The following is a 14,199-nucleotide window of genomic DNA, read 5'->3' on the forward strand; positions in this document are numbered from 1 at the left end:
GTGCCAGGCGTTAGTCTTCGCCGCATGAAGCTTCCCTTCTTCACCTATGACGTCTTCACCAACCGCCCTTTCAGCGGCAACCCGCTGGCCATCGTCGAGGAGGCGGATGGCCTGACGGATCAGCAGATGCAGACGATCGCGCGGGAGTTCAACCTCTCCGAAACGATCTTCGTGCTGAAGCCCAATGATCCCGTCCACACGGCGAGCGTCCGGATTTTCTTCCCCACGGCTGAAATTCCCTTTGCGGGCCACCCCACGGTGGGCTGCGCCATTCACCTCGCAGCAAAGAAATACAAGGCGGGCTGCTCCTTCGAGACCACCATCACGCTGGAAGAGGTGGCAGGTCTTGTGCCCGTGAAGGTCTCGCGCATCGGAGATGTGCCGCGGGCCCAGTTCACGGCCCCCGTCGTGCCCTTCGTGCCGGAGGCGCCACAGCCCACGGCCGAACACATTGCGGCGGCACTGGGCCTCACGGTGGCCGATGTGGGCTTCGGCAGCCATGTTCCACGCCTGCACCAGGGCGGACCCCGCTGCCTGCATGTGCCGATCGCCTCCCGCTCTGCGCTGGAGCGTGCGCGGCCGCTGGAACCTTACTGGTCTGCCCTCGTGGCGCCGCTCGGCACCGACATGGCCTATCTGTATACCCCGGGGGGCAATGGCGCTCAAACTGCCTACCGCGCCCGCATGTTTGCGCCCACGAGCGGCATCGTGGAAGACCCCGCGACCGGCTCCGCGACGGCCCTTTTCGCCGCACAGCTGCTTGTGGCCGAGGCCCTTGCCGACGGCACCCACCACTGGACGCTCGAGCAGGGCTATGAAATGGGCCGCCCGTCAGACCTGTGGCTCGAGGCCGATGTTGCAGCTGCGAAGCTCGTGGCCGTCCGGGTGGCGGGACAGGCCGTGCAAATCATGTCGGGTGTGCTAGAGGTGTGACGGGGAACGGGACGGCAGCCGGACCGGCCAGGGGAGGGCCACGCGCTGATGAAGACAATTCTGCTCATCGCCCATTTGATTGCCATTGCCACGGGAACGGGCATGAGCATCGCCAACTATATCAATATCCGCATTGCGGCGGGCGAAACGGGGGAGCGGCGCGAGGCGCTGGCCTTCCTGCGCCGGGTGCTGGCCCGCATCGCGGATGTGGTGATCCTCGCCATCTGGATCACCGGCCTCGGCCTGTTCTTCAGCCTGCCACCGGCCGATGAGCCGAACAGCTGGTTCGTGGTCAAGATGGGCTTCGTGGTGCTCTTGACCCTATGCCACGGCCTGGCCCGCATGACGGCGGGCCGCATGCGGCGCACGGGTGACCAATCCCTCTATTCGCGCATGGAACTTCTGGTCTCGGGCGTGTGGATCTCGGCCCTCGCCGCCATCATCCTCGCGGTGCTCGCCTTCGAGCCATAAAACGCCCGCGCCACTGGGCCGTATGCGGCCTTCTCCACTCCCTTTCTTTCGACTGGCCGAAACTGCAAGAGATTACATAAGATAATTATAGATTGTTTTTTCGTCTAAGAGTGTGTTGACTGCCTGTAACGGAAGGGCGGGCAAGGAATCCTGGTGATTTGCACCGCCCAGATCGACAGTTCGGAAGGGGCGGGTCTTGCAGTATACTTCTTTTGGCATCCACTGGCATGAGAACGGGTCCGATCGGGTGCGGCGGCGGGGCCATCGGGTTTCGGCCACGGCACTCGGCACGGTTTTGATTGGGCTTGCTGCCGCCCCCGGCGCCGCTCTCGCCGATTGCAACCAACAAGGAACGCCCAATCCCGACATTATCGTTTGCGACGACACGCTGACGACCGGAATCGTTGATCTTGACGGTGCAGGTGACAACGACACGATCGATGTGAACAGCGGGACTCTCTTCAGAGTCAAGGGTGGCGGCGGGGTCGATACAATCCGCATCAACGGCGGCACGGTCACCGGTGCGGCCGTCGTCAATCAGTCGTCCATCAACGTGGCCGGTGGCGACGGCGGCGATATCATTGAACTCAGAGGCGGACAGATCGGCTCCCCCGATTATAATTCGACCGTATCGGGTGAAAATGATGACGATCATATCCTGCTCGACGGGACGACGGTCTATGGCATTGTCCGCGCGGACACAGCGGTCAGAGGCACGAATTACTCCAACACCGCCGTTCTGAGATCCGGGCGGATTTTGCTGCCGACGAATAACACGACGACCGGCTATATCGGCGGCTTCGGCGTTGACGATATTACGGTCGGGTCGGGCTCCGCAGATGTGATCATGGAAATCCAGGGCGGCGTAAATGGGGAAACCGGTGACGACACCATCCTCCTGAAGGCCGGTGCGACGATGTTCTGGGTGGATGGCCGCCAGGGTGTGGACTCCATCACGCTGGACGGAGCAACGGTCCAAAACTTTCTTGTTGGTGGACTGCAATCCGATACGATTTTGTTGAAGTCCGGGATCGTGGGGGGAAATGTTTCGGGCGATCTCGGTGGCAGCGACGAGGGAAACGATACGATTACCCTCGACGGCGCGACAGTGGTGGGCGGTATAGAGGGCAATGGTGGAAACGACACGATGCAGCTCTGGTCAGGGCAAAGTGGATCTGTGTTCGGCAATGCAGGCAATGACATCATCGAGATTGGCAAGAGTGGCAATGCGTCATCCGGCGGGCCGCAGGTGGGGTCCGTTTCCGGCAATGAGGACAATGACCAAATTTCTTGGTATTCCGGCAGCCTGACCTCGATAAACGGCGGACTTGGATCCGACCTCGTGACGGTTATTGCCGCGGGCTATGACGGCAGCCAGCTGCTCGATGGCGGTGACGATGCGCTTGTTGCCGATACCTATATCGATGAGCTCAGCATCAATGGCAAAACCATCACCACCACCGGAACCAAGCTCCTCAATTGGGAGAAGCTGACGCTCGCAGGCGGCGGGCTGACGCTGAGCGATGGCGCCATTGCAGTGGGCGACCCTGCCGATGCCACGACAGGCCTGTTCCTGACCGGCGGCGCCTATCTCAAGGCCAGTGCTCCCCTCAGCCTCACCGGCAATCTGTCGATAGGCTCCGGCTCGGTTTATGAACAGCTGGTGTCTGGCACGCATGCGGTGACCGGGCGGCTTGCCAATGCAGGCACGATCAATCTGCAGAACGGAACTGCGGCGGATGTGCTGTCGGTTGGCGGCAACTATACGGGCGGCGGCCAACTCCTCGTTGAGATCGATGGCGACACTGCGGACCGCATGGCCATTGCTGGCGATGTGCTGGGAGCGCCCACGCAGATCGTCACCAATTTCCTCGGCGAGAACACCACGGGCGTGCCGATCGAGGTGGTCCATGTCGATGGTGCGACCCGCGAAGGAGATTTCACGGCGGCGGATTTCGATCTCGGTGCCTATTCCTATGCCCTGCAACTTGATGGCGGCACATGGCAGTTCGCGCCAACCGAAATGACAGACAGCGGCACGCTCTATCCCACACTCGGCAAGCTGCTGGACCAGTTCGGCAGGCAAACCATCGCCACCCATTTCGAACGGACGGGATCATGGGTGCGGGCCAGGGCCACAGGTGAGGACGCGGTGGCGGCCTCTGGTGTGACCACGCTTGCAGGCGGTGACCCAAATGCCAACGGCAATGTGTGGATCCGCGCCATCGGCCAGTGGGCGGATGGCGACGGCCAGCTGAAGGGCGGCCCCGCCAGCATCGGAAACCAGAAGCTGTCCTATGAGGCTGATACGGCGGGCGTGCAGGGCGGCGTTGACGCCGCCGTCGCCGAGACTTCATCCTATCTCGTGACGGCCGGCCTCTTCGGCCAGACCGGGCGCCTTACCGGCAATGCGAAAAACGAGACAAACCACAGCGCGGCTGGCTCTTCGGAAGCCGATGCCTGGGGCCTTGGCGGTTCGATCGGCCTCGACGCCGGGAGGTTCTACGTCGAAGCGGTTGGTGCCTGGAACAGCTATGATATCTCGACCGAGAGCAGGACTGGCTCGGCGGACACAAATGGCAATGGTTATTATGTGTCGTTCGAAGCGGGTCGCGAATTCGCGGTCTCCAAGTCCGTCAAACTCGTTCCGCAGGCGCAATTTGCTTGGGTGAGCACGGATACCGACAGCTTCACGGACGCCTCGGGCACCAAAGTGTCCTTCGAAGACCAGACGACGCCGATCGGGCGTCTTGGGCTTGCGCTGGATGCCGCTGCCGGCACCTACAATGACATGCCGCTACGCTTGACGGGCATCTTGAACTACTGGCAGGATTTTGGTGATGACGCACAAACATCCGTGGGCGGAACACCACTGGAAATCGACCAGACCGGCGGCGCGATCGAGGCCGGGGGCGGCTTTCACTGGGGCACGGAACAAACGCCGCTCCACCTTCACGGTGAGCTGACTTACAGCACAGCCGTCGGGGGTGATGGCGAGCAATCCTGGAACGGGACCGTGGGCATGCGCATCGCCTTCTGACGGGCGCTCTTCCTTGGCTGGCGTATGCCCTGCAAAGTCCGGCACGCCAGCCCTTCAATGGTGGTTATTGACCTTCCAGAATCGAACTCGCTTCAGCCAGCACGTCTGCCGCCTCTTCCTCGTTTCCGGCCTGACAGAGCTTTTCCGCCTGGTTGCGCATGTCCTGAAGCTGCGCCCTGACGTCCGGTGAAAGATCGGTGCGCGTGAGGGCGGCGTCCACGCGTTTGATGTCCTCATCGCAGGGTCCGGCGAGGGCGGGAACGCTCATGGCAAACAGAGCCAAACCCAGGGCTGCAGCTTTCATCTCAAACTCCGTGTCGATCCAGAAGCACTGCTATAGCCCGATCAGCAGCGCCCGCCAATCTTCTCCGGAGGGTGCCGCTGCGCCCTGATCATGGCAAAGCTGGATCAACCAGGATGATCCTCATTCATCATGAATCATCACTCTACCTACACGTAAGGATTGACGGACCCTACCATTTCGTTATTTCTGTGTCCCAAATCGGTGATCTCCTCATCTCTGAGTCGTGATTTTCACGCGGAAGAGACGGCGACAGATCGCATGACAAGGGGCCGGGGGATAAACGGAAATCGAGCGTTTCCGTGACGGGAAACTGTTGCCCAGCTCCACCTTAGGCGGAGACAGGCATGAACGGACGTGTTGGACAATTGGAAGGCCCGCGCGGCCGCTTTGCCTGGCGGTGGCGGCGTTTCGCACAGCTGGGACTTGCCATTTTTGCCATCAGCTGGGCGGCTGCGCTCTCCATGGCCCAGCCTGCAGAGGCGGCGGTCGACTGGCTCCTGAGCGCCAATTTCGTCAATCTCGACAATGCGGTCGATCTCAATACCAACGCGCAGATTTCGGTGGCGGTCACAAACGGCGGCAATTCAACATCGCCTGCAAACAAGCTCTACATCGATTTTCCAAAGGGTGCGCTGACACTTGCAGGAAGCACGTCGTCCAGCACGCCGCCCATCGCCAATTGCGCCCTGACGTCCACGCCGGATCCCACCACGCCGCTCGATCCCGCCAATGACAGGATCAGTTGTGACGTACCTTCGCTCGGAGGCACACTTGCCGCGAACCTGGTGCTGACGCTTACGGCACGAACGCCAGGTGCGATTCCGATTGGCCTGAAGGTTCCCGTCTCGGGCGTTGACCTGTCTCCCAATGCCGTAAGCCTCACTTTGAACGTGTCGTCTGCGGCCGTCTTCGAGATCACCGGCACCGGTTCCCCCGGCACCGTCGATCCGGGTGCGCCCGTCAATTATTCCTTCGCCGTCAAGAACAATGGTCCGGATGCGGCGATCGATTCCGCTGTGGAGGTTGTCTTCGAGGCTGGCCTTGAGATTGCGTCAGTTCCCTCCAACTGCAGCCTCGTCGGGCTGCCTGATGTGGAGGCAGAGCACAGATACAGCTGCAGCTATCCGGGGAGCTTTCCTGCCGGCACCACGCGAAACCTCGCCTTCACCGCATCGGTCTGGGGCCCGAACTCCACGGTTGATGTCACGGCCAGTGTCCGTAATCAGGGGTCGGATGCGGCGACGATTGCCTCGGACACGGTCACCACGCTTGTGAATCCCGGCACCACGCTGAAGATCACGAAATCCCGGACGCCCAATACGGTCCTCAGCGATCAGTCCCAGGTGACGTTCACGCTGAGGCCCAGTTTTTCCGGCCAGGCGCCAGGCGTTGAGCTGACCGTCACCGATACGCTCCCCGCCAATTTCACGCCGATCAGCCGAACACCCTCCGCCGGATGGAGCTGCGATCCGATTGCGCAGACCATTGTCTGCCGCCGCTCGGATTTCACCGCTGCCCGCGGCGGCTCGCTTGGGACGATTCAGATCGTCGCCAGGGCCAACTTCCTCGAAACCCCTGGCGCAAACAACGACCCGACCAACATCGCCCAACTCAGCGGTTCGGGCCTGCAAACGGCCGAGGGCACCAATTCCGTGAGCATTCAGAGACTGGAGCTTGACCTCAAGGCCAGCAAGACCGCGCCCGTGCTTCCCCCTACGAACAATGCCCCAGCAGGAACGCAATTTCCCTTCGAAATCACCGCCATCAACAACACAGCGGTCAACGCCTTTGTCGGCACGCTTGAACTACATGACAGGCTGACGGCGAATCTCAGGGCCACCAATATCGCCAGCAATGGCTGGAGCTGTAAAATCAACAATACAGGGCCTGTCGTCTCCGGTCCGGTCAATGTGCCGGCGGGATCGACGATCGATTGTTCCCGCATCTACACAACCACCAGCCCGCTGAACTCCTTCGAGACGGCCCCGCCGGTGGTGATCACCGCGGAGGTGGTGGCGGCCGGATCCTTCACGAACGAACTGGATGTCGCGCCGGGGCCGGGCGGTCCGATTTATACTGATCCCGACATTCAAAACAATCATGCGACGTTCACCGGCAGCGGGACCACCGAAACAATTTCCGCTGACGTGACCGTTTTCAAAACCATCACCAGCAGTCCAGCGCTGTGGGGCGAGCTGACGGAATTCAAGCTCCAACCGCAAAATCTGAGCACGTCCACCAACGCCCAAGGGGTGAAGGTGACGGATGTGTTCAGCAGGCTTGCCGATGGCAATGCCGCGATCGCCTATTCAATCTCTCCCGGCAATGCCACGGGGGTCAGCTGCGGGCAAACAGCAGTCAACCCCACCACCCGAGAGTTCTCATGCAGCATGGCATCACTTCCGCCTTGCGAGAAGGATGTGAACTGCCCGGTCATCACCTTGAGTGTGAGGCAGACTGGCAACAGCAGCACTCCCATCACGAACACGACCAACACCGCCAGCGTCTCGTCGGATACGTCAGACCCGGACCTTCTCAACAACCAGTTCATCCTGCCCTATCAGATCTGGAGTCAGCCAGACGTCTTTGTCGTCAAGTCAGCGTCTCCTGCGGCCACGGTCGAAGCGGGACAGACACTCGTCTACAGTATTTCCTCACGCATCGCCTCCCCGAACAGGGGCCCCGCAGACGCAAGGTTCGAGGACAGGCTGCCGAAAGGCATGACGTTCGTCTCGACCAGCCAACCGGCTCAATGCACCACTGCGCCCATTGCCGAGGCAGATGGGGGCGGAACTCTCGTCAGCTGCAATGTCGGGATCATTACGGCTGGCTCCAGGACCATTCAAATTACCGTCCGCCCGGAGCTGGAGCTTGCGAACAAAGGGCCGGTGACCAATTTCGTCGAAGTCTTCGCGGATACGGATGCGACACCCGACAACAACACTGCAACGGCTGATGTTTCCGTTACCAGCCAATTGCCCAATCTCAACGTTCAGAAATCCGACGATCCCCATCTCAGCTATGTCACCCGGCCGATCATCTACTCGATAAGGGTGAGCAATTTCGGCGGATCCGACGCCAGCAATGTCGAGATGAAGGACACGCTGCCGCCGGACATGACTTTCGTGTCCTACGACGCGCCAGCGGGCATCACCTGCACGGCGCCTGCCGCAGGCGCTGCCACCACTGGCCAATTCGTGACATGCGCCATTCCCGCATTGGCGCGCGGAACCAGCGGATCCAAGCTTTTCACCATCACGCTGCGCAGCACACGCGTTTCAACGCCGGTCAACCAAGTTCACGTCAAACTCACAAACCCCGGCGACGCGGAAAGCAGCACCAGCGACAATGACAGCTCCACGACATCGATCGTGGTCTCCCGCGTTGACATGGAGGTCGTCTCCAAGACGGCGGATCCGGCAGCGGTGGGGCTGGGGCAAGAATTCCAGTACACGATCCGGGTCCGCAACCGCCCCGGCCAGGACCCGCTCAATCCCGCGCTTCAGCTGGGCGATGCCGATGTGGTCACACTGAGAGACGAAATGCCTGCCGGCATGGTCCTCACCGGTTCACCCACGCCGGTTGTGACAAACGGTTCCACCACTGAACTCAGCTGCACAGGTGCTGCGGGAGAATCGTCTTTCGACTGCGCCTTCGGCACCATGACCAACGGCGCAGAGCTGACTGTCACCGTGCCGGTGAAGATCAACGCATTCTCCGGCAGCCTGCCGCAGACTTTCGACAACAAGGCGACGGTCTCCACCCTGTCCTCCGACGTCGACGAGACGAATGATTTCAAGCTGGGCCGGGTCGAAGTCTCCGGTGCCGCATCTCTCGCCGGGGCCGTCTTCCGGGATTTCAACAACAATGGTGTCCAGGACCCCGGTGACACGGGCGTTGGTGGCATCACCATGACGCTGACGGGCACCGGAGGTCCAGGCGCCGCGCCCGTTCCCGTGGTGACGTCGCCGGACGGAACCTACCTGTTCAGCAATTTGCTGCTGGGCAGCTACACGCTCGTGAGGGGGGCGGTTCCGGCCGATCTCGAACTTTCCGATGGCATCGTCACGCCGGGCACGGCAGGTGGCACCGTCTCCGGCCCGGTGACGGTCACCGGCATCAACCTCACCAAGGCTGCGCCCCAGACCAGCTATGACTTTGCTCTGGTGCCGAGCGCGGCAAGCATCACGATCACCAAGCAGAGCCTTGGCGATCCCACGGTGAATGCGGACGGAACCTTCAACGTCAGCTTCCGGCTCACGCTCTCCAATCCGAGCCTGGAAGAGATCGCCAATGTCGTGGTGACAGATGTGCTCGCAGGTGCTGCGCCGCAGTTTGGCAGCTATGATGCGGGCCTGGCCACGCCTGGCAGCTACAAGATTTGGGCACCGCCCTCAGGAAGCTGCGGCGGATTGAATTCAGACTTCGATGGAAGTACCGCGGCCACTGTCGCCGCTGCCTTCACCATCGAGTCCAAACAGAACTGCACCATCGACTTCGGCCTGCAGGTGTTCCCCACCAATCCGCTGCCGCCCCTCGAAAATGGCGGGCGTTATTTCAACCAGGCCAGTGTGACAGGTGAGGCGAGCCAATCGGCCCAGCCTGTCTCGGCGCAGTCTCAGCGCGTGCCGGTTACCGTCGATCTGCCGCGGCTTGAAATCGCCAAGGAGGTGACGGGCCACACAGATGCGGACAACAGCGGCTCCGTGACCCTCAATGACACGCTGTCCTATAAATCGACGGCGACCAACAGCGGGACAGTTCCACTCACCAATGTCGTGGTCGCGGACAGCCGCATCACGCCCTCATCTGTGACCTGCGCAACGCTGGCGCCCAATGACAGCTGCGTTCTGACCGGCTCCCTCACCGTGACGATTGCGGATGTTCAGGCGGGCAACGTCATCAATGTTGCAACCGCCGTGAGTGACCAGACGCCAAAGCCGGTGTCGGCGACGACGGAAACGCCCGTCGTTGCTGTTATCGACAAGAACGCCATCACCAAGACCGCGCTCATCAGTGCCGCCAAGCGTGGCGAGCAGGTTCCTTACGAGATCAAGGTCAAGGACTCACCGTTCAATCCCGCAGTGATCGTGGACGTGATGCCGCCTGGCTTCGCCTTTGTGGCGGACAGTGCCAAATCGAACGGACAGGCGGTGAAGCCCAGGATCGAAGGCCGGAAGCTCACCTTCACCGGCCTCGTGCCGGATGCAAAGGGCGCGATCAAGCTTTCGCTCACGCTCATTGTCACGGCCTCGGTCAATCCGGGCCCCGCCGTCAACCAGGCGCAGCTCATCGATCCGGAGACGGGGGCGGTTGTGGCAACGGCGCGGGCCACTGTCACCATCCTGTCGGAAGCGGTGTTCGACTGCACCGACATCATCGGCAAGGTGTTCGATGACAAGAACCGCAATGGCTACCAGGACCAGGGCGAGCCGGGCCTTCCCGCCGTCCGGCTTGCGACGGTTCACGGCCTTCTCATCACCACAGACCCCAACGGGCGCTACAACATTCCGTGTGCGGATATTCCGGATGCGGATATCGGCACCAACTTCATTCTGAAGCTTGACCCGCGCACGCTGCCCACGGGCTACCACATCACCACGGAAAATCCGCGGCGGGTGCGGCTCACGCGGGGCAGAATGGTGAAGCTGAATTTCGGCGCCTCCATCTCGCGGCTGGTGAAGCTTGATCTTAATGCCCAGGTCTTCGAGCAGGGCTCGGATGCGCTCAAATCCAAATGGCAGAAGGGGCTGGACCAGCTGGTGAGCGCGCTGGCGGCGGAGCCCTCCGTTCTCTCCATCACCTATCGCGGGGAGGACGGAAAACTGGCGCAGGCGCGCGTCCGGGCGGTGAAGCAGGATGTGATCGCGCGCTGGTCAAGACAGAAGACGTCATACGACTTGCCTGTCGAGACGCGCATCGTGGGAGGCGTACAATGAGGTTTCCCCGCACCCTGGCCCTGGTAACGGCCGCGCTGATGTCCGGCAGCGCCATGTCCTCCCTCCGCGCGCAGGAGGCGGGTGGCACTGAAATGTTCTCGATCAGTGTCGATGGCGAGCATGTGGCGGGAACGCCCATGCCGCCAGACAAGCAGCGCAAGACGGATGTTGCACTCGAAGGCGCTGACATTCAGGTGAAGTATGATGGGTTGAACGCCAAGCCCATCCTCAATGCCGCGACCACGTCGTCCCGCCGCTCCTTCGCGGTGGGAGAGGAAGTGGAGTTCCTCGCCAGCAGCAACTACCCGGGCTACATCGCGCGCCAGGAAATCCGTATCTTCGCCACGGGCCGGCACGCGCCGGCGGAGCCGGTGGCGGTGGTGAAGGTCAATGCCCAGGGCAAGGCCCTCTGGACCATGCCGGATGCGGCTGTGACGGCGGGTCTTAATGACTTCGCCTATGTGCTGCGCGTCTATGATGCCAAGGGCCGCTTTGACGAAACCCGCCCGCTCACCCTGGCGCGGCGTTCCGCACTCGAAACCAAGCCTGAGGAGGAGGGGCCAACAGCACCAGGCTACAGCGACGACAACACATCGTTCCGCAACATCCAGGTGGATGGGGGTGCCGTAACCGTGGCCGGCCGCAACGTGCCGGGCGGTGCGAAGGTCAAGGTGTTGGGTGAGGAGATTCCGGTTGATGGCGAGGGCAGCTTCGTCGTCCAGCGCATTCTGCCCATCGGCGAGACCGATGTGAATGTGGCGCTCTCGGGCGAGAAGGGCGGAAGCCTGCGCTTCGACCGGTCGATCAATATTCCGTCCAATGAATGGTTCTACGTCGGCCTGGCGGATCTGACGCTCGGCTCCAAAACGGGCTCCAAACATATCGAGGATGTGAAACCCGGCGAATATGACGGCGTTTATGACAAGGGCCGCCTTGCCTTCTACCTGAAGGGAAAGATCAAGGGATCCTGGCTGCTGACCGCCGCGGCGGATACGGGCGAAGCGGGGGTGGACAATCTGTTCACCGGGCTGGACGACAAGGATCCCAAGAGCTTCCTCAAACGCATCGATCCCGATGATTATTATCCGGTCTATGGCGATGACTCGGTGGCGATCGAAGATGCGCCGACGAGCGGGAAGTTCTATGTCCGCCTCGAGCGCGGCGACAGCCGGGCGGTGTGGGGCAATTTCAAGACGGACATTCGCGGCACGGAATTCCTGCGCAATGACCGCGCGCTCTATGGCGCCAATCTGGTGCTGAAGTCGGATCAGATGGCGCCCTCAGGCGAGCGCACGGGCGAGCTGCATGCCTATGCCGCCCAGCCCGGCACATTGCCGCAGCGTGACATTTTCCGCGGCACCGGGGGCTCGGCCTATTTCCTCACCCATCAGGATCTGACGATCGGGTCCGAAACGCTCTATGCCGAGGTCAGGAACCCGGTGACAGGCCGGGTGGTGAGCCGCAACACGCTGGTCTTCGGACGTGATTACACCATCGACTATCTGCAGGGTGTTGTGCTTCTCAAAGAGCCCCTGTCTTCCACCGTCGATGCTGGAACGCTGGTGCGGGACGGTGCCCTGGGCGGGAATGACCAATATCTTGTTGCCGCCTATGAATTCACCCCCGTTGCTGGCGATGTCGATGGCTATGTCTATGGTGGCCGCGCCCAGCAATGGGTGGGCGGCCATGTGCGGCTGGGTGCGACCGGTGCGCTTGAAAAGACCGGCGCTGCGGATCAGAAGCTCGCCGGTGCGGATGTTCAGCTTTACAAGTCTGAAAAGACCTTCCTCGAAGGGGAAGTTGCCATGTCCGAAGGGCCGGGCTTCGGCTTCTCGGAATCGATCAATGGCGGCCTCACCATTACCGACCCTGGCATCGTGGGCAGCGAGGGCAAACAGGCGATGGCCTATCGCGTGCTCGGCCGGCTTGATCCGGGCGAGTTCATCCCCGGCGCTAAAGGTGATCTCCAAGCGAGCTACGCCTATAAGCAGAAGGGCTTTTCCACCCTGGACGAGCAGGTGACGGATAACCGCCAGGAACTGGGCCTCAAGGGTGATCTGCAGCTTTCGGAAAAGGTCACGCTCAATTTCTATGGCGACCAGCTGATCACCGATGATGATATCAACCAGCGGCAGGGCGGCGCGGACCTCACCGTGGCCCTCGGCAACGGCTATGTGATGGCAGCCGGGCTGCAGCAGCTCGACATCGACAATCCAACCGAGAATGTGGACGGCACCCGCACCGATGCGGCGGCCAAGATCACCCGCATCCTCAGCGATACGGCGTCCGTCTATGTCTTCGGCCAGGCGACGCTTGCCCGCACCGGCAATGTGGATCTCAACAACCGGGGCGGCATCGGCGGCAGCCGCGCCCTGACGGACACGATCGATGCCACGGGCGAGATTTCCTATGGCGATGGCGGCGTGGGCGCGCGCGCACTTCTGAATTATGAGCCGGTTGCGGCCAACCGCTATTACATCGGCTATGCGCTGGATCCCGGCAATTATGTAAGCAATGATCTGCTCTCGCCCACTGAGAAAGACAATCTGGGCGGAATCATCGCCGGCGTGAAGCATGGCTTCAGCGAGCGGCTTTCGGTTTATGCCGAGGACAAATATGATTTCTTCACGGACCAGCCGAGCCTGACCCAGGTCTATGGCGTGACCTATACGCCAACGCCCGAGTGGAAGCTGGGGGGTGCGATCGAATCCGGCATGATCTGGGGCGACAGCGCGGACCTTGGCTTCGACAATTCCGAATTCCACCGCAACGCAGTCTCCGCTACGGCCGTTTACACGCCCAGCGACAGGGTGACGGTTTCGGGCAAGGGCGAAGTGCGCTTCGACGATGGCGGCGGTATCGATGATGGCAATGTCACCGCCTATTATTTCGCCAGCCGCTTGAGCAATGCCATCAACGAGGACTGGCGCCTCCTGGCCTCTGTGGATGCGGTTGTGGCCGATGCCACGGAGTCAACCGCAGGCGGGAACTATGTCGAGGCCTCGATCGGCTATGCGTATCGCCCGGTCGACAATGACCGGCTCAACGCGCTGGCCAGATACACCTTCCTCTATAATACGCCCACCGCCGATCAGGTTTCGGTTTCGGGGACGATTGGCGGGCCGGAGCAGATGAGCAGCATCTTCACGGTCGATGCGTCCTATGATGTCACGCAGCTCGTCACCATCGGGGGCAAATATGGCATCCGCATTGGCGAGTGGAAGCCGGAGTCGGGCGATGGCGACTGGGAGAGCTCTAATGCGCAGCTGGGCGTTCTCCGCGCGGATCTGCATGTCGTCAAGAAGTGGGATTTGATGATCGAAGGCCGCTGCCTGTGGGAGAGCGCGAGCGAATCCGCCAATTGGGGCGCCGTCGCCGCGATCTACCGCCAGCTCAACGACAATTTCGAAGTGGGTGTCGGTTACAACTTCGGCACCTACTCGGATGACCTGGCCGATCTCGAAGCGGATGACCAGGGCTTCTTCGTGAATGCGGTGGGCAAGATCTGACGG

The 14,199-nt window shown here is 61.5% G+C and carries 6 protein-coding genes; 5 read left to right on the forward strand and 1 reads right to left on the reverse strand.

Annotated elements, in window-relative coordinates; genetic code table 11:
* The 3 genes from ACO06F_RS00610 to ACO06F_RS00620 all read left to right on the forward strand — a co-directional run bounded on the left by ACO06F_RS00610 (position 1) and on the right by ACO06F_RS00620 (position 4,444).
* Entirely contained in the window at positions 1-933 is a 933-nt protein-coding gene (locus ACO06F_RS00610; protein WP_421694770.1) for a PhzF family phenazine biosynthesis protein, read from the forward strand.
* Between the two features lie 48 nt (positions 934-981).
* On the forward strand, positions 982-1,404 hold the full coding sequence (locus ACO06F_RS00615) for a hypothetical protein (RefSeq protein ID WP_421694771.1): 423 nt from the start codon (positions 982-984) through the stop codon (positions 1,402-1,404).
* 196 nt (positions 1,405-1,600) lie between these two features.
* Positions 1,601-4,444, forward strand: a complete 2,844-nt coding sequence (locus ACO06F_RS00620; RefSeq protein ID WP_421694772.1) for an autotransporter outer membrane beta-barrel domain-containing protein — start codon at positions 1,601-1,603, stop codon at positions 4,442-4,444.
* A 64-nt stretch (positions 4,445-4,508) separates the two neighbouring features.
* Here the strand turns inward: ACO06F_RS00620 and ACO06F_RS00625 are convergent, their stop codons facing one another.
* Positions 4,509-4,748 (reverse strand): hypothetical protein, encoded by a 240-nt coding sequence (locus ACO06F_RS00625; protein ID WP_421694773.1) that lies wholly within the window; start codon positions 4,746-4,748, stop codon positions 4,509-4,511.
* 344 nt (positions 4,749-5,092) lie between these two features.
* On the opposite strand from ACO06F_RS00625, the gene ACO06F_RS00630 reads away from it, so the two are divergent.
* Together ACO06F_RS00630 and ACO06F_RS00635 are read left to right on the forward strand one after the other, a co-directional pair.
* Positions 5,093-10,687 carry an SdrD B-like domain-containing protein gene (locus tag ACO06F_RS00630; RefSeq protein WP_421694774.1) on the forward strand — a complete coding sequence of 1,865 codons (5,595 nt, stop codon included), beginning with the start codon at positions 5,093-5,095 and terminating at the stop codon, positions 10,685-10,687.
* Complete coding sequence (locus ACO06F_RS00635; RefSeq protein WP_421694775.1) at positions 10,684-14,196, forward strand: TonB-dependent receptor; 3,513 nt, start codon at positions 10,684-10,686, stop codon at positions 14,194-14,196. Before ACO06F_RS00630 ends, ACO06F_RS00635 begins: the two co-directional genes overlap by 4 nt.
* Positions 14,197-14,199: the final 3 nt, after the last annotated feature.

It is taken from the genome of Aestuariivirga sp. (assembly GCF_965227715.1).
In the GTDB taxonomy this organism is placed as follows: Bacteria; Pseudomonadota; Alphaproteobacteria; order Rhizobiales; family Aestuariivirgaceae; genus Aestuariivirga.

Bases quoted from the DNA above. Each gene is read 5' to 3' on its own strand.
- ACO06F_RS00615 (WP_421694771.1), top strand. From the start codon at position 982: ATGAAGACAATTCTGCTCATCGCCCATTTGATTGCCATTGCCACGGGA.
- ACO06F_RS00625 (WP_421694773.1), bottom strand. From the start codon at position 4,748: ATGAAAGCTGCAGCCCTGGGTTTGGCTCTGTTTGCCATGAGCGTTCCC.
- ACO06F_RS00630 (WP_421694774.1), top strand. From the start codon at position 5,093: ATGAACGGACGTGTTGGACAATTGGAAGGCCCGCGCGGCCGCTTTGCC.
- ACO06F_RS00635 (WP_421694775.1), top strand. From the start codon at position 10,684: ATGAGGTTTCCCCGCACCCTGGCCCTGGTAACGGCCGCGCTGATGTCC.